Origin of the sequence: Vibrio sp. PID23_8 (assembly GCF_003584965.1) — a bacterium.
GTDB lineage: Bacteria > Pseudomonadota > Gammaproteobacteria > Enterobacterales > Vibrionaceae > Vibrio.
This window is the reverse complement of the sequence record NZ_LIXE01000001.1, coordinates 536,418-557,814: the sequence shown is the minus strand read 5'-3', so window position 1 is coordinate 557,814 and position 21,397 is coordinate 536,418. Positions and strand designations below refer to the sequence as shown.

Here is a 21,397-nt window from a genome sequence, read left to right as displayed (position 1 = left end):
TGGTTCAAACTTATGACTAATATTTAGCCTTTTAGCGTTATTTCGTACGAAATAAAACCACTATTGCTGTGATTGGTCATGGCATCAAGTTCCTAAAAAATGCTAAACTACTGCACCTGATAAATCCATCCCAAAAACAGTGATGAGATTTTTAATAGGATGTTGCGATTTTGGTGCTTTAAACAGCATCAGAACCGGACACTGATGTCGTGTCTAAAAGTTACGCAATCAAAAGAATCTTTTTCCCGATAAAAGTAGTGCAAGTGCGTATGATTACAATAAAGAAGGGCTTGGATCTTCCTATCGCAGGAACTCCATCCCAGGTGATTAATGATGGTAAGACCATCAAAAAAGTCGCCTTGCTTGGCGAAGAGTACGTTGGCATGCGTCCTACCATGCATGTCCGCGTTGGTGATGAAGTGAAAAAAGCGCAAGTTCTTTTTGAAGACAAAAAGAACCCTGGCGTGAAGTTCACTGCTCCAGCAGCTGGTAAAGTGATCGAAGTGAACCGTGGCGCGAAGCGTGTTCTTCAATCTGTAGTGATTGAAGTGGCAGGTGAAGAGCAGGTGACATTCGACAAGTTTGAAGCAGCTCAACTAGTCGGTTTAGATCGTGAAGTGATCAAGACTCAACTAATTGAATCTGGCCTTTGGACCGCTTTACGTACTCGTCCGTTCAGCAAGGTTCCAGCAATTGAGTCTTCTACTAAGGCTATCTTCGTAACTGCAATGGATACTAATCCACTTGCGGCTCAGCCTGAGTTGATCATCAATGAACAAAAAGAAGCATTCGTTGCAGGTCTAGACATTCTTTCAGCTCTGACAAAAGACAAGGTTTACGTTTGTAAATCTGGCACGAGTTTGCCACGCTCTTCTCAGTCTAACGTAGAAGAACATGTCTTCGATGGCCCTCACCCAGCAGGTCTTGCTGGCACCCACATGCATTTCCTATACCCAGTAAATGCACAAAACGTGGCTTGGAGCATCAACTACCAAGACGTTATCGCGTTCGGTAAGTTATTCCTAACAGGTGAGCTATACACGGATCGTGTAGTGTCTTTAGCTGGCCCAGTAGTGAATAACCCTCGTCTAGTTCGCACTGTAGTCGGCGCTAGCCTAGATGACTTAACAGATAATGAATTGATGCCTGGCGAAGTTCGTGTGATCTCTGGTTCTGTACTTTCAGGTACACAAGCTGTTGGTCCACACGCGTACCTTGGCCGTTACCATCAACAGGTTTCTGTATTACGCGAAGGCCGTGACAAAGAGCTATTTGGCTGGGCAATGCCTGGTAAAAACAAGTTCTCTGTAACGAAATCCTTCCTTGGTCACTTATTTAAAGGTCAGTTGTTCAACATGACGACGTCGACTAACGGTAGTGATCGTTCAATGGTTCCAATCGGCAACTACGAACGCGTAATGCCTCTAGACATGGAGCCTACTCTGCTACTTCGTGATCTATGTGCTGGCGATACAGACAGTGCTCAAGCACTAGGTGCGCTTGAACTGGATGAAGAAGATCTAGCATTGTGTACCTTTGTATGTCCTGGTAAGTACGAGTACGGTTTGTTACTTCGTGAATGCCTAGATACGATCGAGAAGGAAGGGTAATTTTCATGGCTCTTAAAAAGTTTCTTGAAGACATCGAGCATCATTTTGAACCGGGCGGCAAACACGAAAAGTGGTTTGCTCTGTACGAAGCTGCAGCAACTGTTTTCTACACGCCTGGTCTAGTGACTAAAAAAAGCTCACACGTTCGTGATAGCGTTGACCTAAAACGTATCATGATCATGGTTTGGTTCGCGGTATTCCCAGCAATGTTTTGGGGTATGTACAACGCGGGTGGCCAAGCTATCGCAGCTCTAAACCACATGTACGCTGGTGAACAACTAGCGACAATCATCGGTGGTAACTGGCACTACTGGCTAACCGAAATGCTTGGCGGCACTCTTGGCGCTGATGCAGGGGTTGGCAGTAAAATGCTACTAGGTGCGACTTACTTCCTACCTATCTACGCAACGGTATTTATCGTTGGTGGTTTCTGGGAAGTGCTGTTTTGTATGGTGCGTAAGCACGAAGTTAACGAAGGTTTCTTTGTTACTTCTATTCTGTTCGCACTTATCGTTCCACCAACGCTACCTTTGTGGCAAGCGGCACTAGGTATTACCTTTGGTGTTGTTGTTGCTAAAGAGATTTTCGGTGGTACAGGTCGTAACTTCCTTAACCCTGCACTTGCAGGCCGTGCGTTCCTATTTTTCGCTTACCCTGCTCAAATCTCGGGTGACGTCGTTTGGACTGCAGCTGACGGCTTCTCTGGTGCAACGGCGCTTAGCCAATGGGCTAACGGCGGTAGCGGCGCGTTGATCAACAACATCACTGGCGCTCCTGTGACTTGGATGGATGCTTTCATTGGTAACATCCCAGGCTCAATCGGTGAAGTATCGACGCTAGCACTAATGATTGGCGCAGCGATGATCGTTTACATGCGAATCGCTTCATGGCGCATCATTGCGGGTGTAATGATCGGTATGATTGCAGTAGCGACACTATTTAACGTGATCGGTTCTGACACCAACCCAATGTTCAACATGCCATGGCACTGGCACCTAGTTCTAGGTGGTTTTGCGTTCGGTATGTTCTTCATGGCAACAGACCCAGTATCCGCTTCATTTACCAATGGCGGTAAGTGGTGGTACGGCATCCTTATCGGTGCAATGTGTGTGATGATCCGTGTAGTTAACCCAGCGTACCCAGAAGGTATGATGCTGGCGATTCTATTCGCGAACCTATTTGCACCTCTGTTCGACCATGTAGTGATTGAGAAGAACATCAAGCGGAGACTAGCACGCTATGGCAAGTAATAACGACAGCATTAAAAAGACGCTGGGTGTTGTTGTCGGGTTGAGCCTCGTTTGTTCAATCATCGTATCAACAGCCGCAGTAGGTTTACGCAGCAAACAGCAAGAAAATGCTGTGCTAGATAAGCAAACTAAAATCCTTGAAGTCGCTGGCATTGAAGCGTCAAATTCAGCACAAGTGAAAGAGCTGTACGGTGAGTACATTGAGCCACGTTTGGTGGATTTCAAAACAGGTAACTTTGTTGAAGGCAATGCTGGTGCTTATGATCAGCGCTCGGCAGCAAAAGATCCTGCACAATCTATCAAACTAACCGCTGAACAAGACAAAGCGAAAATCATCCGTCGTGCAAACGTGGGTACGGTTTACCTTGTTAAGCAAGATGGCAAAGTTGACCAAGTGATTCTGCCGGTTCACGGTAACGGTCTATGGTCAATGATGTATGCGTTCGTGGCAGTACAAACTGATGGTAACACCGTTAACGGTATTACTTACTACGAACAAGGTGAAACTCCGGGATTGGGTGGTGAAGTTGAGAACCCAACTTGGCGTGCACAATTCGTAGGCAAAGAGCTGTTTGACGAAAACCACAAACCAGCGATCAAGATCGTGAAGGGTGGTGCGCCACAAGGTTCTAAGCATGCAGTAGATGGTCTATCAGGTGCAACGCTTACTGCAGTAGGTGTACAGCACACGTTTGACTTTTGGCTAGGCAACAACGGTTTTGGACCGTTCCTAGAGAAAGTGCGTGACGGAGGTCTAAACTAATGTCCAGTACCCAAAATGTTAAAAAGAGCATCCTAGCGCCAGTATTGGATAACAACCCAATCGCGCTTCAGGTTCTTGGTGTATGTTCTGCGCTTGCAGTAACAACAAAACTAGAGACAGCGTTTGTTATGACTCTAGCGGTTATTTTCGTAACGGCTCTGTCTAACTTCTGTGTATCTCTTATCCGTAACCACATTCCTAACAGCGTACGTATCATCGTTCAGATGGCGATCATCGCATCGTTAGTTATCGTGGTAGACCAAGTGCTAAAAGCCTACCTATACGATATCTCTAAGCAGCTATCGGTATTCGTAGGTCTTATCATCACGAACTGTATCGTAATGGGTCGTGCTGAAGCATTCGCAATGAAGTCTGCGCCAATTCCATCTCTAATCGACGGTATTGGTAACGGTCTTGGTTACGGTTTCGTTCTTATCACTGTCGGTTTCTTCCGTGAGCTATTTGGCTCAGGTAAACTGTTCGGTATGGAAGTGCTTCCGCTAGTGAGCAATGGTGGTTGGTACCAACCAAACGGCCTGATGCTACTAGCACCATCTGCATTCTTCCTAATCGGCTTCCTGATCTGGGTAATCCGTATTCTGAAACCAGAACAAGTAGAAGCGAAGGAGTAAGGGCGTCATGGAACATTACATCAGTCTGCTAGTTAAATCGATTTTCATCGAAAACATGGCACTGTCTTTCTTCCTAGGTATGTGTACTTTCCTTGCCGTATCTAAGAAAGTTAAGACCTCTTTCGGCCTAGGCGTTGCAGTAGTGGTAGTACTTACTATCGCGGTTCCTGTGAACAACCTAGTATACAACCTAGTTCTGAAAGAGAACGCGTTAGTTGAGGGCGTAGACCTTAGCTTCCTAAACTTCATCACCTTCATCGGTGTAATTGCAGCACTTGTACAGATCTTAGAGATGGTTCTTGACCGTTTCTTCCCACCTTTGTACAACGCGCTAGGCATCTTCCTACCGCTGATCACTGTAAACTGTGCGATCTTCGGTGGTGTATCTTTCATGGTACAACGTGACTACAACTTTGCTGAATCTATTGTTTATGGTTTCGGTTCAGGTGTGGGCTGGATGCTAGCCATCGTCGCTCTTGCAGGTATCCGTGAGAAAATGAAGTACTCAGACGTACCTCCTGGTCTACGTGGTCTAGGTATCACGTTCATCACTGTAGGTTTGATGGCGTTAGGCTTTATGTCTTTCTCTGGTGTTCAACTGTAAGTCGGGTAAACCGCAACAATTAAGGAATAGTCAATGGACATTATTCTTGGTGTAGTGATGTTTACTCTGATCGTACTTGCGCTAGTACTAGTGATTCTTTTCGCTAAGTCTAAGCTTGTACCAACAGGTGACATTACAATTTCTGTGAACGATAACCCTGAGTTGGCGATCGTTACACAGCCAGGTGGTAAGCTACTAACTGCGTTAGCGGGTGCTGGCGTATTCGTATCTTCTGCTTGTGGTGGCGGTGGCTCATGTGGCCAGTGTCGCGTAAAAGTTAAATCAGGTGGTGGCGACATCCTACCGACCGAGCTTGACCATATTACGAAAGGTGAAGCGCGTGAAGGTGAGCGTCTAGCGTGTCAGGTTGCAATGAAAACTGACATGGACATCGAACTTCCTGAAGAAATCTTCGGCGTTAAGAAGTGGGAATGTACGGTTATCTCTAACGATAACAAAGCAACATTCATCAAAGAGCTTAAGCTACAAATTCCAGATGGCGAATCAGTACCTTTCCGTGCTGGTGGTTACATCCAGATCGAAGCGCCAGCTCACCACGTGAAATACGCAGATTACGACATTCCTGAGGAATATCGTGAAGATTGGGATAAGTTCAACCTGTTCCGTTACGAGTCGAAAGTAACAGAAGAGACGATTCGTGCGTACTCAATGGCGAACTACCCAGAAGAGCACGGCATCATCATGTTGAACGTTCGTATCGCGACTCCGCCGCCGAACAATCCAGACGTACCACCTGGCATCATGTCATCGTTCATTTGGTCTCTAAAAGAAGGCGACAAGTGTACGATCTCTGGTCCATTCGGTGAGTTCTTCGCAAAAGACACTGACGCAGAAATGGTATTCGTTGGTGGTGGCGCAGGTATGGCTCCAATGCGTTCTCATATCTTCGACCAGCTAAAACGTCTGCACTCTAAGCGTAAGATGTCATTCTGGTACGGTGCACGTTCTAAGCGTGAAATGTTCTACGTAGAAGACTTCGACGGCCTAGCTGCTGAGAACGACAACTTCGTATGGCACTGCGCACTGTCTGATCCACTTCCAGAAGATAACTGGGATGGTTACACTGGCTTCATTCACAACGTTCTTTACGAGAACTACCTACGTGATCATGAAGCGCCAGAAGACTGTGAATACTACATGTGTGGTCCACCTATGATGAACGCGGCTGTTATCGGCATGCTGAAAGATCTAGGTGTAGAGGATGAGAACATCCTACTAGATGACTTCGGTGGTTAAATTTCAGCGTATTTGAAGCTGTAGCGTTGTTGGTTTCATAAACCCACCGGTTCGCCGGCCGTCCTAATCACATAGTTGAACTATGCTCATAGGCTTGGGTTTATTTACCGCCTAGCTACAACTCCAACCACTTGAAATTATATATGTTATGGCTGACTACCTTTAGTCAGCCATTATTTTTTGTAGAAATAAAAACAATATTCAACAGTTGATATAGGAAATCGGTTTAGTTGCAAAGAACCCATTTTCCATATCAATTTATGCCAATACAGCCAATCAGATGATTAGGGGAATTGGTATTAACAACACTAGGAGTAAACAAGTGAAAAAGTGGCTTGTTGCATTCGCTTCTCTATTGGTTTTGGCGGGCTGTGAGCAGCCTGCAGATCAAATCCATTTAAGTGGCCCAACAATGGGTACCACTTACAATATCAAATACATCGAGCAAGGTAGCCTACCATCGCCTGAAGTGCTTCAGACAGAAATCGATCGACTACTTGAAGAAGTAAACGATCAAATGTCGACTTACCGTGAAGATTCAGAGCTTAGCCGTTTCAACCAACATCAAACCAGTGAGCAATTTGAAGTCTCACCACAAACCGCTACGGTAGTGAAAGAAGCGATTCGTTTAAACGGTCTTACTCTAGGCGCATTGGACGTGACGGTTGGCCCTCTAGTGAATCTTTGGGGGTTTGGCCCAGAAGCGCGTCCAGAAGAGGTTCCAACGGATGAAGAGTTGGCGGCTCGAAAAGCAAATACGGGCATTCACCACCTTTCGGTTGAAGGTAATAAAATATCAAAAGACATTCCAAACCTATATGTCGATCTATCGACTATCGCGAAAGGCTGGGGCGTAGATGTGGTCGCTGATTACCTACAGTCAGAAGGTATTCATAATTACATGGTGGAAATCGGTGGCGAAATGCGTTTGAAAGGCATTAACCGTGAAGGCGTGCCATGGCGCATTGCGATCGAAAAACCAACCGTAGATGAACGCTCAATTCAGGACATTATTGAGCCGGGTGATATGGCAATTGCAACAAGTGGTGACTATCGTAATTACTTTGAGAGCAATGGTGTGCGATACTCTCATATTATTAACCCGCAAACAGGCAAACCGATCCATCATAAAGTGGTGTCTGTAACGGTATTGGATAAATCGTCGATGACGGCTGACGGTCTTGCAACTGGCATCATGGTGCTAGGTGAAGATAAAGGCATGGCTATCGCGAATGAAAATAACATTCCGGTTTTCATGATTGTGAAAACGGATGATGGTTTTAAAGAGCTGGCTTCGGAAGCATACAAGCCGTTCATGAAGAAATAACAACAGAAGTGAGTATGTCCTTATGAGTACATTTCTAATTACTTTTGCTGTCTTTGTTGCGGTAATTGCAGCGATGGCGGTAGGTTACATCTTCCAAAAGAAGGTGGTAAAAGGCAGCTGTGGCGGTCTTGGTGCGGTTGGTATCGAGAAAGTATGTAACTGTCCCGAACCATGTGATGCACGTAAGAAGCGTGAAGCTCGTGAAGCGGCACGAGCTGAAAAGCTCGCTGCTTGGGAAAAAGATCGCATCGCATAACGTGATTTAAGTTAAAGAAACCCGGTTTTTGCCGGGTTTTTATTTATCTGTCGTCAACACTATTCTCAGCGCCATGACTATCCGCTATACTGTTTTTTTAAACAGTGCTTTGTGTATTGAGCGTGCAAGAACGAGTAAGAAAAATCATTCACGTTGATATGGATTGTTTTTATGCCGCAGTGGAAATGCGCGACAACCCGAAATTCCGGGGAGTGCCACTTGCTGTGGGTGGTCATGAAAAGCAACGTGGAGTAATTAGTACCTGTAATTATGAAGCGCGAAAATTTGGCATTCGAAGTGCGATGCCAACGGCGCGTGCACTCCAACTTTGTCCTAATTTGCTCGTTGTTCCTGGGCGGATGCATGTATATAAGCAAGTCTCTCAACAAATCCGTGCTATTTTCGAGCGTTATACCCAGACCATAGAGCCATTGTCTCTCGACGAGGCGTATCTGGATGTGACCAACGCGACGGTATGTCGAGGCTCTGCGACCTTAATTGCAGAATCGATTCGTAATGATATCTACAATGAACTTGGCCTAACTGCCTCTGCAGGTATCGCGCCGATTAAGTTTCTTGCCAAAGTTGCGTCTGATATGAATAAGCCGAATGGCCAGTTTGTTATTCCACCTGATAAGGTTCAAGAGGTGGTGGATAAACTACCTTTAGAAAAGATACCGGGAGTGGGTAAGGTCAGTTTAGAGAAATTACACCAGGCTGGCTTTTATCTTTGCGAAGACATTAAGAATAGCGACTACCGCGAACTGTTACGCCAGTTCGGCCGCCAGGGCGCTTCGCTGTGGAAACGCAGCCACGGTATTGATGATCGAGAAGTTGTGGTTGAGCGAGAACGTAAGTCGGTGGGGGTCGAGCGTACCTTTAGCCAGAATATTTCAACTTATGATGAATGCTGGAAGGTGATTGAAGATAAGCTTTACCCTGAGCTAGAGAAACGTTTGGAGAAAGCCAGTCCGGATAAATCTATCATCAAGCAGGGCATCAAACTTAAGTTTGCCGATTTTCAGCTTACGACGATTGAGCATATCCACCCTCAGCTTGAGTTAGAAGACTTCAAAGAGCTTCTAAGAGATATCCTTAAACGACAAAATGGCAGAGAAATACGTTTACTGGGCCTGAGTGTGATGCTCAAGCCCGAACAGCAAGCGCGTCAATTAAGCTTCTTTTAGGCTCGCAGCGCTTCAACTTGTTTTAACACTTGCTCGAAAGAGACATTCGCCAGAGCGCCATACCCTCTTAGTTTACTTGCTTTCAGCTGAGTGATGATTGGCGTGCTGATCCCACATAGGAATCGTGCCACCGCAGCATTGCTAACGACAGTTGGTGAAAGTTGAACAAATTCATCAACCCAAGCGGATAAATGAGTGAACTCTGGTTGTTCATGTTGCGGGCGAGAGAAAGTGGCGATTTTCCCACGGCAAACCGAACAGTGGCCGCATTGAGTTGGAGCATTATGGTCTGCAAAGTAATGCGCCAGTTGATGGCTTAAGCAATCGGACGATTGGAACAGATTCAGCATCGTATGGATGCGCTCAATATCCTTGCGCTCTTTGGATTGGAACAGTTCAACCAAATGCTGAGAGAGATCCTCTTGGTTTTGAGTGGCAGGAAGAACCGAATACACATCTGTTAGCTGTTTGCTCTCTAATTCAATCCAACCGTTCTGGTGGAAGTAGTCAAGCGCCGCGACCACACGAGCACGCTCTGATTGATAGTTCATCCATAGTGCTTCTAAGTCCACTTGGCACCAAATTTTGGCTTTGGTTGAACACGTGAAAATTGCCTCGACAAACTGACGACGCTCACCTTGGAACTGGTTGAGGATAAACTGCTTATCTTGCAAAAACTTGAATCGATATTCAGCAAAGTAACTGTACTTAGCTTTAATCACGTTGGCTAATTCAAGATAAACGAGCAAGGTCTTGAGTGGTAACTGGCGAATATTACTGTCACGAGATAAACGCAGTGCCATCACTTCCCATTGCGGAGTGTTCTCGCGGATTTGTTCCAGTACATAATCGATAGAACTTGGCTCAGGTGTATCACCGTAAATAAAGTTCTCGAGTACAGTTAAGCCAGAAGTATTGCCTAGTAGAATACACTCCGAACGCTGACCATCTCGTCCGGCACGCCCAATTTCCTGTGCGTAGTTTTCGATAGATTTCGGCAAGTCGAAGTGAAGCACGCGGCGGATATCAGATTTGTCTACCCCCATGCCAAAGGCAATGGTTGCCACAATACAATCTATTTGGCTATCCATGAATTGCTGTTGAATTTGTTCGCGGATATCACTTTTTAAGCCCGCATGGTAAGCGTGCGCATTGACGCCAAGGTGGATCAGTGCCTTTGCGACCTGTACGGCAGTTTGTTGTTGTGTTACGTAGACAATGGTTGGAAGCTTTGGTGAAGCCGCAATGATGTCATTGAGTTGAGCCAATTTGTCTGGTTCTTCACATGGCATGACTGAAATGTCGAGGTTAGATCGGTAGAAACCGGTTACCGTAATATGTTCACTGGCGATGTTAAACTTGTGCTGCATGTCCTCAATAACCGGGGGCGTAGCTGTCGCAGTCAGTAGTAATGATTGGGGGATATTCAGTTCACGCTGGTATTGAGGCAGTTTAAGATAATCTGGTCGGAAGTTATGCCCCCATTCTGATATACAGTGCGCTTCATCGACCACCATCAAAGAGATTGGGATTTGACGGATGAATTCACGAAAGCGTTCATTCTTTAGTCTTTCTACCGAGATCATCAATATTTTTATCTGACCGTTCTTAACGCCAGCCATAACTTGTTGGGCGTCTTCTCGGCTTTGACTGCTATCAATCGAGGCGGCAGCAATGCCTTTGCTTTGTAAAAAGGTGAGCTGATCTTTCATCAGTGCAAGCAAGGGAGAGATCACCAAGGTAAGATTCGGTAATTGCGTTGCGGGAAGCTGATAACAGAGTGACTTTCCCGAGCCTGTAGGAAAGATTGCCGCTGCAGAGTAACCATTCATTACGGCCTCAATGACAGGTTGTTGACCGGCTCTTAAGCAATCAAAGCCAAACACGGATTGAAGGGTTTGCTGAAGTGGGCCACTTTGCATAATGGGGAAACCTTTCTTTGATGATAAACTAGAGCACATTACCATATCCTTAGTGCTCAATGCGCGCCTTAAAAGTATGAACAAAGCAGAGCTAGTCCAAATTATCATTACGCAATTGGAAGACAAACTTCACATTGCCCATGCATCGACTCAACGAGCTATCGATGCCGCCACCGATGAACAGACGGTGCCCGAGCACAAATATGACACCTTAGCGTTAGAAGCGTCTTATCTTGCTCATGGGCAGGCAATGCGAGTACAAGAGAGTGAAGAGGAGCTACGTCAATATCGTGCACTGGTTATTCGTGACTTTACTGAATCTCCGATTGCTGTCGGTGCATACGTTGAACTGCAGGATGAGAATGATATTGAGAGATCATTTTTCATCGGCCCATGTTCAGGTGGGTTAACGGTGGAGTGGCAAGATAAGGAAGTATTTGTTCTTACTTCCAAATCTCCGCTTGGTCGTGCTTTAATGGGCAAAGAAGATGGCGAAGAGATAGAAGTTAAAATTCACGATAAAACGAAGTGTTATGAGGTTGTGACGGTCTACTGACATCCAACCGATCATTCACTGTTATAGTTTATAGAAATCACCATGACAAAAGAGAAAGTAATGAAAAAACTGTTCACACTCTCATTGCTGATGGTCAGCGCAACTGGCTATGCAGCGCAATGTCGTGTCGACATCAATAATGAAGTTCGGATGGATGGTCAGAACTTAGAAATTTTACACGCCAACGGTGAAAAAGCGGTGGTGGATGAAGATAATAACCTTTTCATAAAAGGCGAATTGATCACTCTCAATGCGGATCAAAAGGCCGCGATTGAAGATTATCGTGAAAAGATGAATGCGTATATTCCGCAAGCAAAGCAATTGGCAAGCGACGGTCTGGCGCTAGCAAACGACATCATTGATGATATCGCAGTGAGCTTAGACGCGCCGGATTCATTTGATAATGTGAAAGTTGCCGTGAAAGCGTTCTTTGCGGATGTTGAGGCTCGTTACTACAAAGATGGCGATTTTATTCTACCTGCTGAGAGCTTCGAGTCTATGAGTGAATCTTGGACCGCGGACTTTGAAAAAGCCCAGGAGATTTTTAACAAAGAGTTCATCGCGAGCGCGTTTGATGCACTCTCAGCGAAGATGAAAGAAGAGGGTGGTTTAAATTTAACAGCATTGTCGGAAAGCATGACGGAATTGGCTGCGAAAGTAGAACAGCGTTTAGCTGAGCATTCAAAAGAGGTTGAGCAGCAAGCGGAAGGCTTGTGTGAGTCACTGGATGAAATGGCTGATCAAGAACAAGAACTATTGAAGAAGATCCCGGCACTAAGAGACTACCAAGTGTTTACGATCTAAATTGGTTTTTTTAGTTACGCCAAGATACAGGCCGTTGAGTGTTCTCAGCGGCCTTTATTATATCGATTTTCGAATGCATTCCTCGTCGGTGTGGGATGTATGCGGAAATTTACCAATTGAATGATGGCGAATGAATTTGATTGCCGAGTAATTAACCTAATTGCTCTTGTTTAATAGATGACATTGCTATAGTGTACTAGCTCACTAGTTCGTTGATATTTCGTGTGAGTAGTATGACACAACAAACCTCTTCTCAATCCCGTGAGCATTTTAGCTCTCGTCTTGGGTTCATTTTAGCGGCGGCAGGGGCGGCTGTGGGCCTAGGTAATATTTGGGGGTTTCCTACTCAAGCGGCAAGCAATGGCGGTGGTGCCTTTTTGCTGGTTTACTTAGTGATGATTCTTATCGTCGCTTTCCCTATGCTAGTGGTTGAGATGGCGATTGGTCGCCATGGCCAAGCTAACCCAGTAGATAGCATGCGTTCATTAACGGACAACCCAGTCGGCAAGAAGTTAGGTGGCATTGTTGGTTGGATTGGCTTGAGTGTGCCAAGTGCTGTACTGGCGTTTTACTCTATCGTTGGCGGTTGGTTGATCTGTTTTATGCTCGGTGCAATCAGCGACATCATGGGCATGGAAGCGGCGACACAATGGTTGAAGGGCTTCAGCGTTGAACGCAATCTTTTCGGTACGATTACCTTTTATGTATTAACTATTTTGATTGTACAAGGTGGCGTAAAACAAGGTATTGAGAAGTGGTCGACACGCCTAATGCCTGCATTGTTTGTTCTGTTTGGTTTGCTGTTCATCTACATCATGACACAAAATGGCGCGATGGAAGGTTTGAAGCACTACTTAGTACCGGACTTTGATAAAGTATGGGATCGCAAGCTTATCCTTGCAGCAATGGGACAGGGCTTCTTCTCACTGACCATTGGTGGCTGTTCGATGCTGATCTACGGCTCTTACTTAAGCAAGAAAGAGAATTTACCTAAGATGGCCATGAACGTAACCATGGTCGATACCGCCGTTGCCTTTATCGCAGGTTTGGTTGTCATGCCTGCTATGTTTGTTGCGATGCAAAAAGGTGTGCAAATCTACGCGGAAGATGGCTCGCTACTGAGCTCAGACACCTTGGTATTCACGGTACTACCGTTGATGTTTGATAGCCTTGGTTTGTTAGGACAGTTATTCTCAATTGCTTTTTTCTTATTGCTCACCATTGCTGCGTTGACGTCATCGATTTCTATGTTGGAGTGTCCAGTTGCGTTAGTTGGCGAGCGTTTTAATACTAAGCGCAGCACAACCAGTTGGGTGTTAGGTGGTTTGATAGCGCTATTTAGTGTGGTGATCGTATTTAACTTTGGTGCCTTATTCGGCATGGTCGCAACGCTTGCGACGCAATATCTACAACCAATGGCAGCGTTGTTGTTCTGTCTATTCGGTGGCTGGGTATGGAACCGCCACTCGAAAATTAAAGAACTTGAGCAAGGTTGCCCTGAGTTTACACAAGGCTGGTTTGGTAAGTTGTGGCCTGCGTATGTGAAGTTCGTTTGTCCGATTCTCGTGGCGACGGTTATCTGGGCTTCATTCGGTTAATGAGCTGACACAATGCACAAATGAAAAGGGCTTGATGAATGCATCAAGCCCTTTTATCTATTCGTTGTTTACGTTGTCCGTCGTGATTAACGATTAACGATTAACGGAACTGTCCGGCGTCAGGCAAAAAGTCAAAACCTGCAGACGCCAGCTTTGCTTCAAGCGCGGCACGGTCAATCTCAAAAAAAGCCACGAGTTTATCGAGATCACCACCGAAGTCGTCACGCAGCTTCATGTTGACGATGCTCATCAGCATTATTGGATCCATCGATTCAAAGTTCGCCAAGTTCATTGCTTATCCTCGAAATCAGAGATCAGTAGGTTTGCCGCAGCAAATGCCGCTTTTTCACGAACGTCTTTAGGTAGAGACTCGTCAGCCGCAACGTCGTTCAGTGCTCTTACTGCACATGAGATCGCTTGAGGGATGTAAGCTTGATCGCCACTACCAATTTGAGCGTAAAGCTCACGAACCAAATCACAACAGCCGTATACTTGCATGGCTAAATCCTTAATAAATGATAACTGCTCTCAAATATACACATAGCCGTTTTGAAACTCAAAGCAGAGAATTGTTTTGGCTCAAATTCACAGACAACTTGAGCAAATATTCATCACTGTAATTGTACTTCCAGTTGATGTGTGACCTCTGGAGAAAGGTTGAGCTGTTTCGCAAGCTCTTGTAAGTAAGCTTTTTCCATAAAGTTTTGCTCATCTGCCACAATCAGTGATGCGAGATAAATTTCTGATGCTTGCTGGGGGGATGTCGCAAGTCGCGCGATTTCGGCAGGATCGAGTGGCTTGTGCAGTTCTTGGTGAACTAATTGCCTTACTTGCTCGTCTGCGCCCATTTCAGTTAGTGCTTGTTCAATACGAACCATCTCTTCTTTGTCCACATGGCCATCAGCTTTTGCTGCGCCAATCATGGCTTTGAGAATCAGCTTTGCGTGCTTGTTGTCATTCGGGTCGAAAGTTTCATTAATGCCTTGCGCATCTTGTTTGGCTTGCCAATCGTTGTAGACTTTGTAAGCCAGTGCGCCTAGTGCAGCAGCACCGCCGACCTTAAGTGCACCTGTGCCCATTTTCTTCGCCATCTTTTTGCTTTTTTTCGAGCCCATTAGCATGCCAATGAGGCTGCCACCAATTGCGCCTGCGCCAAGTGTTTTCAGTTGGCTAGATCTGGATGATGATTTGATATTGCTCGTTTGTTTGCTGAGCGCATCGGTACCTTGTTTAAGTAGGTCTGATTTGAGTGCTTGGTTAAGAAGACTTTTTAGATCCATGAGTAACCTCCTTACTAGATTGAATCCAGTTTAAGGTGATAAATCTGAACCAAAGATTAACAACACAAATAATAGGGGGCTTTCTACAGACATAAAAAGGGCTGACCGAAGCCAACCCTTTTTATCGCTATGTATTCAGAACAGATTATTGTAGCTGAGCTTTAATGTGCTCAACGATATCAGCCATCGCTACCGCTGTTTTCTCACCGCTACGACGGTTCTTGTATTCGAAGTTACCTTCGTCCATGCTGCGGTCACCAATCACGATAGTGTGAGGGATACCGATCAGTTCCATATCAGAGAACATAACACCTGGGCGTTCTTTACGGTCATCGAATAGCACTTCGATGCCCATAGCTGTCAGTTCAGTGTATAGCTTCTCTGCTGCTTCTTGAACGCGTTCAGATTTGTGCATGTTCATTGGTACGATAGCAACTTGGAAAGGCGCGAGTGCGTCTGGCCAGATGATGCCGTACTTGTCGTGGTTCTGTTCAATAGCAGAAGCGACAACACGTGATACACCGATACCGTAACAACCCATCTCTAGGATCACGTTCTTACCGTTAGAATCTAGAACACCACAGTTCATCGCTTCAGAGTAAACATTACCTAGTTGGAAGATGTGACCGACTTCGATACCACGCTTAAGCATGATAGTACCTTGGCCACATGGGCTTGGATCGCCTTCTACCACGTTGCGTAGATCAGCGATTTGGCCTAGTTCAACATCACGGCCCCAGTTAATACCGAAGTAGTGTTTGCCGTCGATGTTTGCGCCCGCACCAAAGTCACTCATTACTGCGACTGAGTGGTCAACGATAAATGGTAGCTCAAGACCAACAGGGCCTAGTGAACCTGCGCCAGCGCCGATTAGCTCACGCATTTCTTCTTCGGTTGCCATCTCTAGAGGAGAAGCAACTTCAGCTAGGTTTTCTGCTTTGATTTCGTTCAGCTCGTGGTCACCACGGATGATCAGGGCAACGATAGGTGCATCGATTTCATCTGAAGCTTTCACGAACAGAGTTTTAACGGTTTTCTCGATTGATAGACCGTGTTGCTCAACCAATTCCGTGATAGTTTTCGCGTTAGGTGTATCAACTAGCGTCATTTCCTGAGTTGGCGCAGGACGTTCAATCGCAGGCGCAACCGCTTCTGCTTTTTCGATGTTTGCTGCGTAATCAGATTCAGTCGAGAAGGCGATCAAATCTTCGCCGCTTTCCGCTAGAACGTGGAATTCTTGAGAACCATTACCACCGATAGCACCAGAGTCAGCCAGTACAGGACGGTATTCTAGGCCCATGCGGTCAAACGCTTTACAGTAAGCGTCGTGCATTGCTTGATAAGATTTCTCTAGACCAGCTTTGTCGATATCAAAGCTGTATGCATCCATCATGCAGAATTCGCGTGCGCGCATTACGCCAAAGCGTGGACGACGCTCATCACGGAATTTAGTTTGGATCTGGTAAAGGTTGATCGGAAGTTGCTTGTAAGAGCTGACTTCGTTACGAACCAATGCAGTGATCACTTCTTCTGCTGTTGGGCTAAGTACAAACGGACGAATATGGCGGTCAGTAAAGCGAAGCAGTTCAGGACCCATTTTCTCAGAGCGACCTGTTTCTTCCCATAGTTCAAACGGCTGAACAACGGGCATCAAAGTTTCGATTGCACCTGCATTGTCGATTTCTTGACGAACGATGTTTTCGACTTTACGCAGTACACGTAGACCAGTAGGCAGCCAGGTGTAAAGACCTGAAGCCAGCTTACGGATCATACCCGCACGTAGCATGAGCTGATGGCTCACTACTTCTGCGTCGTTTGGAGTCTCCTTCAGAGTAGAAAGAAGATAATTACTGGTACGCATTAAATTTATCCGTTTATTAAAGTTAAATACTCTCGCCAAAGTGGGCTAGAGTACGAAGGCCCCATGATGGGAAAATGGTTAGCCACCTATAATATCAGCCAAATGACTTTGTCAAAAGCTTTCGATCGCAGTAACTGATATTAAGTTTTCGTTGACAGTAAACTTCACATTTAGATCGAACAAATTTACCGCATATTCCTTGCTGTCAGGTTTATTTTTCTTATAAGCCGGGCGAGGATCCTGTGCGAGAACTTGTTCAATAACAGTGGTCACATATTCAGTATCGTTGCGTTTTTCTAACATCGCCAATGCATCGGATGAGAAGGCGACAGAAGATTTATCTGGTGCGCCTTCCGCATACCCACCAACCGCTTCTGGAATGGAATCTGAGTAGGGGATATAAGGTTTGATATCGATAATGGGCGTGCCATCGACTAAGTCTACGCTGCCTAGTTCCAAATAGTTTTGGTCGCCTTTCTTAGTGACGCCTTTTACTTCAACTGCTGACATCCCAATACCATTGGGTCTGAAGGTTGAGCGTGAAGCAAACACACCAATACGCTCGTTGCCACCTAAGCGCGGTGGCCTTACCGTAGGCTTCCATCCCGCTTCCAGATTTTGATCAAATAAAAACAGTAACCAGACATGAGAGAACTGATCTAAACCTCTTACGGCTTCAGGGCTGTTTGCGTCCCCCACGAGTTTGACTCGAGACCTTGCCGCAGGTACCAAACGAGGTTGACGTGGAACGGCAAACTTCTCTTTATATGGGCTTTCAATAATGCCTATTGGTTCAATGGAATACATAGATAGTGATTTCAATTAAGGTTTGAAACGAAAATACCATAAATTTGGTTGGTTTTTGTTGTGGTTTTTAAATCTTAAGGGAAGAACCTTGCAGAGGGCGTCTCATGCGAATTGCTGCATTATAAAAGTCGGTAATCCATCGAGCAGAAATTCCGGCTAAAAGGAATGTATAAGTTCAACACGTGATGAAGAAATAGCCACAAGTATCTTAGCGTTTATAGCTGTGGCCAATGCATAGTTCTGAGTTATTTTATCTATGTGGATGATGTAACTGCCTTCTGGGTAATTTATGGTTAAAATATCGGCCTTTATTTACAAATTGTAACGTATTGAACTTTAATTTAACTCTCGTGTCGAGTAACCTGCGCAAGCTTTGTGACATTTGTGTCACATATGCGCAGGAATAACTACAAGGAGGAAACAGATGAGTTCATCTGCTTCGATTAAACAAAACTCGCCAAAAAAGCCGTTATTTACGCGCTTCCTCGATACTGTTGAATATTTGGGGAACCTTTTACCCCACCCAATTACGCTTTTTGCTATCTTCTGTGTGGCCATTTTAGTGACGTCAGGCATCGCTGGATATTTCGAAGTATCTGTCATGGATCCCCGTCCAGAAGGAGCCAAAGGCCGTGCTGCTGATGGCATGATCTACGTAGTAAGCTTGCTCAATGCAGAAGGCTTGCAGCTCATTGTGACTAACTTAGTGAAGAACTTCGTTGGCTTCGCGCCGTTGGGTACGGTGCTTGTTGCAATGCTTGGTGTTGCGATTGCTGAACACTCAGGTCTATTGTCTGCAGCAATGCGTGGCATGGTGATGGGTGCATCTAAGCGTATGGTCACTTTTACCGTCGTGTTTGCTGGTATCATTTCAAATACAGCATCTGAACTTGGCTACGTGGTATTAATTCCACTGGCAGCGATGTTGTTCCACTCTTTAGGTCGTCACCCATTAGCTGGTCTTGCTGCGGCATTTGCTGGTGTCTCTGGTGGCTACTCAGCAAACCTTCTGATCGGTACGGTTGATCCACTGCTTTCAGGTATTACAGAAACAGCCGCGCAGATGATTGACCCAACTTACACCGTTGGTCCTGAAGTAAACTGGTACTTCATGTTTGTATCTACCTTCTTTATTGCGATTACCGGTGCATTCGTTACTGAGAAAATCGTTGAGCCAAAACTTGGCAAATACAACGATGAAGAAGCGTCAGAAGACCTATCAAATGACTCGATGGGTAAGCTAACAGATCTTGAGAAGAAAGGTCTTAAGCTAGCGGGTCTTGCCGTTCTTGCTGTATCAGCACTCCTTGCTTGGACGATTGTGCCAGCTGACGGTGTTCTGCGTTCGGCAACAGGTACCGTTGCCGGTTCTCCATTCCTGAAAAGTATCGTAGCGTTTATCTTCGTATTCTTCGCAATCCCGGGTTTCGTCTACGGTAAAGTGACAGGTTCAATGAAGACTGACCGCGACGTGATTGACGCAATGGCGAAGTCTATGTCTTCGATGGGCATGTACATTGTACTTGTATTCTTTGCTGCTCAGTTTGTTGCTTTCTTTAAATGGACGAACTTCGGTCAAGTATTCGCAGTAGCGGGTGCGAGCTTCCTACAAGAAATTGGTCTAACAGGTCCAATGTTGTTCTTCGCATTCATCCTAATGTGTGGCTTCATTAACCTAATGATTGGTTCAGCTTCTGCGCAGTGGGCGGTAACGGCACCTATCTTTGTACCAATGCTAATGCTTGTGGGTTACGCTCCGGAAACGATTCAGGCGGCGTACCGTATCGGTGACTCAACCACCAACATCATTACTCCAATGATGAGCTACTTCGGGTTAATTTTAGCGGTAGCGAGTCGTTACATGAAGAACTTAGGCATCGGTACGCTGATCGCAACAATGCTACCTTACTCGATCTGCTTCATCGTGGGTTGGAGTGTGTTGTTCTACCTATGGGTATTCGTATTTGGTCTACCTGTAGGCCCAGGAGCGGCAACGTATTACACGCCTTAGCGAGTACGCGTTTAGTCGTTCTATTGCAAAGCCTGCGATGTCGCAGGCTTTTTTGTTGCCTTCGCTTAGCGTTTTGCAAGGATTCTATCGAGGTGATTAGCGAACTCACGACGTTCAGTTTGTGACAGTGCCGCCGGACCACCAGTTTGGATGCCGCTTGAACGCATGGTATCCATAAAATCACGGATATTGAGACGTGCTTTAATGGTGTCTTTGGTGTAGAGCTCTCCGCGAGAACTCAGTGCTAACGCGCCTTTGCTGATCACTTCATCTGCAAGTGGGATATCAGAGGTAATCACTAAGTCATTGGCCTCCACGCGTCGAACGATTTCGTTGTCTGCAATATCAAATCCAGCAGGCACTTGAAGCGAATGAATATTGGCACGCTTTGGTACTGGCACGATATGGTTGGCGATAAATGTACAGTCAACGCCGGTGCGTTCTGCCGCGCGAACGATGGTTTCACGAATCACTTTCGGACATGCATCCGCATCTACCCATAGTCTCATGATGTTTTCTCGCATAATTTGGCTTCTAATTCTTTAATACGCACGACCAACTTCGCCACGGTATTTTCTAGGGCAGTGATGCGATCGTCTTCACTCGGTGTTTGTACTGCTACTTCCACCTTAGGAATTCGACTTGCGCTCTTCCAACTCTTGATGGCTGCGATCAGCGCAGGCATCGGTACAGGCGTTTTCATACGAGTTTTGACTAGTGCAACAGTTGGTTGTTTGCCTTGTTGTTGCAGTTGGTCCATCACGGCTTCCAGCTCTTTAGTGACGTCTTGAGTTAACATATTTTGTCCCTACTAAAATGACTTTTATCATCATACTTTGAGCTGCTGAATTTGGCGAATGGCAATTTCGGTAGTACCTTGTGCGAGATCTCTCACACGGCGTGTGAGAAAAAACGATTTCGTCATCATTAAACTAGACAGATATAATTTTAAGTATTTGAATGGTAAGAAGTTAACATATCATTAACGAGTTTTTTTCAGCAAAAGATTTTTTAGGTGGATTGCGATTTTACGGGAAAAGCGTAAATTAAACCTTGTCAGCAGGAAGCAGACATGGAACAGGAAAGCACCAGGGATTTGGTTATCGTCAGGACGACGATTTGGTCATTCAGGATGTGTGATCAAGCATGGAGCGAAGGACATTGTAAGGACACAATCATCAATAGGATGTTGATGACTAAGGATAGGCAATGGACCCCTCATAGGATTGAGGTAAGGACAGCATCAGGACGATGCAAGGGACACCGCTCAAGGAACAAGTGATGTGCGCTAACGAGGAATGTTAGTTATCAGGATGATAAGGACACCGCTAGGACGGCGACGTAAGGATTAGGCGAACGGAATCAGCCACTATTATGGATGATGCATGGAGCACGAATAGTAGCCGGACTGCTGCGAGTAAGACCATGGCCCCGATACCTTTGTGTCGGGGCCTTTCTTATTTTTGCACTTTTACAACGTTAGGTAATTGAAAGTGTCAACATCACAGAATTTATAAAATCCGCGCGTCACCGAATAAAAAACAACCCAGATCAATATTCTTTCCACCCAGTTGGTTTAACTTTCGGCTTCTCAAATTAAAGGCGTTATGTACTGCAGATTCTTAGCCTATATGGTTTTTTCTGTAGATAAATTAAGTTTGTTGTAATCAAG

General features: G+C 45.5%; 21 protein-coding genes. 13 read left to right on the top strand and 8 right to left on the bottom strand.

The genetic code is table 11. The features are described from left to right. The first annotated feature begins 269 nt into the window (after positions 1 to 269). From AK966_RS02595 to dinB, 9 genes are all read left to right on the top strand, one after another. Positions 270 to 1,610, top strand: a complete 1,341-nt coding sequence (locus AK966_RS02595; RefSeq protein WP_119463473.1) for a Na(+)-translocating NADH-quinone reductase subunit A — start codon at positions 270 to 272, stop codon at positions 1,608 to 1,610. A gap of 5 nt (positions 1,611 to 1,615) precedes the next feature. Next, positions 1,616 to 2,860, top strand: a complete 1,245-nt coding sequence (locus AK966_RS02590; protein WP_099080262.1) for an NADH:ubiquinone reductase (Na(+)-transporting) subunit B — start codon at positions 1,616 to 1,618, stop codon at positions 2,858 to 2,860. Then, positions 2,850 to 3,623, top strand: coding sequence for a Na(+)-translocating NADH-quinone reductase subunit C (locus AK966_RS02585; protein WP_099080263.1), 774 nt, complete (start codon positions 2,850 to 2,852; stop codon positions 3,621 to 3,623). The genes AK966_RS02590 and AK966_RS02585 overlap by 11 nt, the downstream gene beginning before the upstream one ends. Next, positions 3,623 to 4,255 carry an NADH:ubiquinone reductase (Na(+)-transporting) subunit D gene (locus tag AK966_RS02580; RefSeq protein ID WP_099080264.1) on the top strand — a complete coding sequence of 211 codons (633 nt, stop codon included), beginning with the start codon at positions 3,623 to 3,625 and terminating at the stop codon, positions 4,253 to 4,255. Before AK966_RS02585 ends, AK966_RS02580 begins: the two co-directional genes overlap by 1 nt. A gap of 7 nt (positions 4,256 to 4,262) precedes the next feature. Further along, complete coding sequence (gene nqrE / locus AK966_RS02575; RefSeq protein ID WP_005427385.1) at positions 4,263 to 4,859, top strand: NADH:ubiquinone reductase (Na(+)-transporting) subunit E; 597 nt, start codon at positions 4,263 to 4,265, stop codon at positions 4,857 to 4,859. 33 nt (positions 4,860 to 4,892) lie between these two features. Continuing rightward, positions 4,893 to 6,116: an NADH:ubiquinone reductase (Na(+)-transporting) subunit F gene (gene nqrF, locus AK966_RS02570; protein WP_099080265.1), complete on the top strand. Its 1,224-nt coding sequence runs from the start codon at positions 4,893 to 4,895 to the stop codon at positions 6,114 to 6,116. 322 nt (positions 6,117 to 6,438) lie between these two features. Further along, entirely contained in the window at positions 6,439 to 7,443 is a 1,005-nt protein-coding gene (locus AK966_RS02565) for an FAD:protein FMN transferase (protein ID WP_099080266.1), read from the top strand. Between the two features lie 22 nt (positions 7,444 to 7,465). Continuing rightward, complete coding sequence (gene nqrM, locus AK966_RS02560; protein WP_005436655.1) at positions 7,466 to 7,699, top strand: (Na+)-NQR maturation NqrM; 234 nt, start codon at positions 7,466 to 7,468, stop codon at positions 7,697 to 7,699. A 158-nt stretch (positions 7,700 to 7,857) separates the two neighbouring features. After that, positions 7,858 to 8,886, top strand: a complete 1,029-nt coding sequence (dinB, locus tag AK966_RS02555) for a DNA polymerase IV (protein WP_259343733.1) — start codon at positions 7,858 to 7,860, stop codon at positions 8,884 to 8,886. Here the strand turns inward: dinB and AK966_RS02550 are convergent. Beyond that, entirely contained in the window at positions 8,883 to 10,808 is a 1,926-nt protein-coding gene (locus tag AK966_RS02550) for an ATP-dependent DNA helicase RecQ (RefSeq protein WP_172438130.1), read from the bottom strand. The genes dinB and AK966_RS02550 overlap by 4 nt on opposite strands. 76 nt (positions 10,809 to 10,884) lie before the next feature. Between AK966_RS02550 and AK966_RS02545 the strand changes: the two genes are divergently transcribed. The 3 genes from AK966_RS02545 (at position 10,885) to AK966_RS02535 (ending at position 13,766) form a co-directional block, all read left to right on the top strand. Next, positions 10,885 to 11,364, top strand: a complete 480-nt coding sequence (locus AK966_RS02545; RefSeq protein ID WP_172438133.1) for a GreA/GreB family elongation factor — start codon at positions 10,885 to 10,887, stop codon at positions 11,362 to 11,364. Between the two features lie 60 nt (positions 11,365 to 11,424). Beyond that, entirely contained in the window at positions 11,425 to 12,168 is a 744-nt protein-coding gene (locus AK966_RS02540) for a YggN family protein (protein WP_099079806.1), read from the top strand. A gap of 233 nt (positions 12,169 to 12,401) precedes the next feature. Then, positions 12,402 to 13,766, top strand: a complete 1,365-nt coding sequence (locus AK966_RS02535; RefSeq protein WP_099079689.1) for a sodium-dependent transporter — start codon at positions 12,402 to 12,404, stop codon at positions 13,764 to 13,766. Positions 13,767 to 13,866: 100 nt separating this feature from the next. Here the strand turns inward: AK966_RS02535 and AK966_RS02530 are convergent, their stop codons facing one another. From AK966_RS02530 to tsaA, 5 genes are all read right to left on the bottom strand, one after another. Continuing rightward, positions 13,867 to 14,058: a DUF4250 domain-containing protein gene (locus AK966_RS02530; RefSeq protein ID WP_099079690.1), complete on the bottom strand. Its 192-nt coding sequence runs from the start codon at positions 14,056 to 14,058 to the stop codon at positions 13,867 to 13,869. Continuing rightward, positions 14,055 to 14,264 carry a YaeP family protein gene (locus AK966_RS02525; RefSeq protein WP_099079691.1) on the bottom strand — a complete coding sequence of 70 codons (210 nt, stop codon included), beginning with the start codon at positions 14,262 to 14,264 and terminating at the stop codon, positions 14,055 to 14,057. Before AK966_RS02525 ends, AK966_RS02530 begins: the two co-directional genes overlap by 4 nt. A 113-nt stretch (positions 14,265 to 14,377) precedes the next feature. Next, positions 14,378 to 15,046: a tellurite resistance TerB family protein gene (locus AK966_RS02520; protein ID WP_099079692.1), complete on the bottom strand. Its 669-nt coding sequence runs from the start codon at positions 15,044 to 15,046 to the stop codon at positions 14,378 to 14,380. A gap of 145 nt (positions 15,047 to 15,191) precedes the next feature. Next, positions 15,192 to 16,907, bottom strand: a complete 1,716-nt coding sequence (locus AK966_RS02515) for a proline--tRNA ligase (protein WP_119463471.1) — start codon at positions 16,905 to 16,907, stop codon at positions 15,192 to 15,194. 111 nt (positions 16,908 to 17,018) lie between these two features. Beyond that, positions 17,019 to 17,714 (bottom strand): tRNA (N6-threonylcarbamoyladenosine(37)-N6)-methyltransferase TrmO, encoded by a 696-nt coding sequence (gene tsaA / locus AK966_RS02510; protein WP_099079694.1) that lies wholly within the window; start codon positions 17,712 to 17,714, stop codon positions 17,019 to 17,021. A gap of 424 nt (positions 17,715 to 18,138) precedes the next feature. On the opposite strand from tsaA, the gene AK966_RS02505 reads away from it, so the two are divergent. Continuing rightward, on the top strand, positions 18,139 to 19,725 hold the full coding sequence (locus tag AK966_RS02505; RefSeq protein ID WP_099079695.1) for an AbgT family transporter: 1,587 nt from the start codon (positions 18,139 to 18,141) through the stop codon (positions 19,723 to 19,725). Between the two features lie 65 nt (positions 19,726 to 19,790). On the opposite strand, the gene AK966_RS02500 is transcribed toward AK966_RS02505, so the two are convergent. Together AK966_RS02500 and AK966_RS02495 are read right to left on the bottom strand one after the other, a co-directional pair. Next, positions 19,791 to 20,234 (bottom strand): YaiI/YqxD family protein, encoded by a 444-nt coding sequence (locus AK966_RS02500; protein WP_099079807.1) that lies wholly within the window; start codon positions 20,232 to 20,234, stop codon positions 19,791 to 19,793. Next, on the bottom strand, positions 20,231 to 20,524 hold the full coding sequence (locus tag AK966_RS02495; protein ID WP_099079696.1) for a hypothetical protein: 294 nt from the start codon (positions 20,522 to 20,524) through the stop codon (positions 20,231 to 20,233). The genes AK966_RS02500 and AK966_RS02495 overlap by 4 nt, the downstream gene beginning before the upstream one ends. Positions 20,525 to 21,397: the final 873 nt, after the last annotated feature.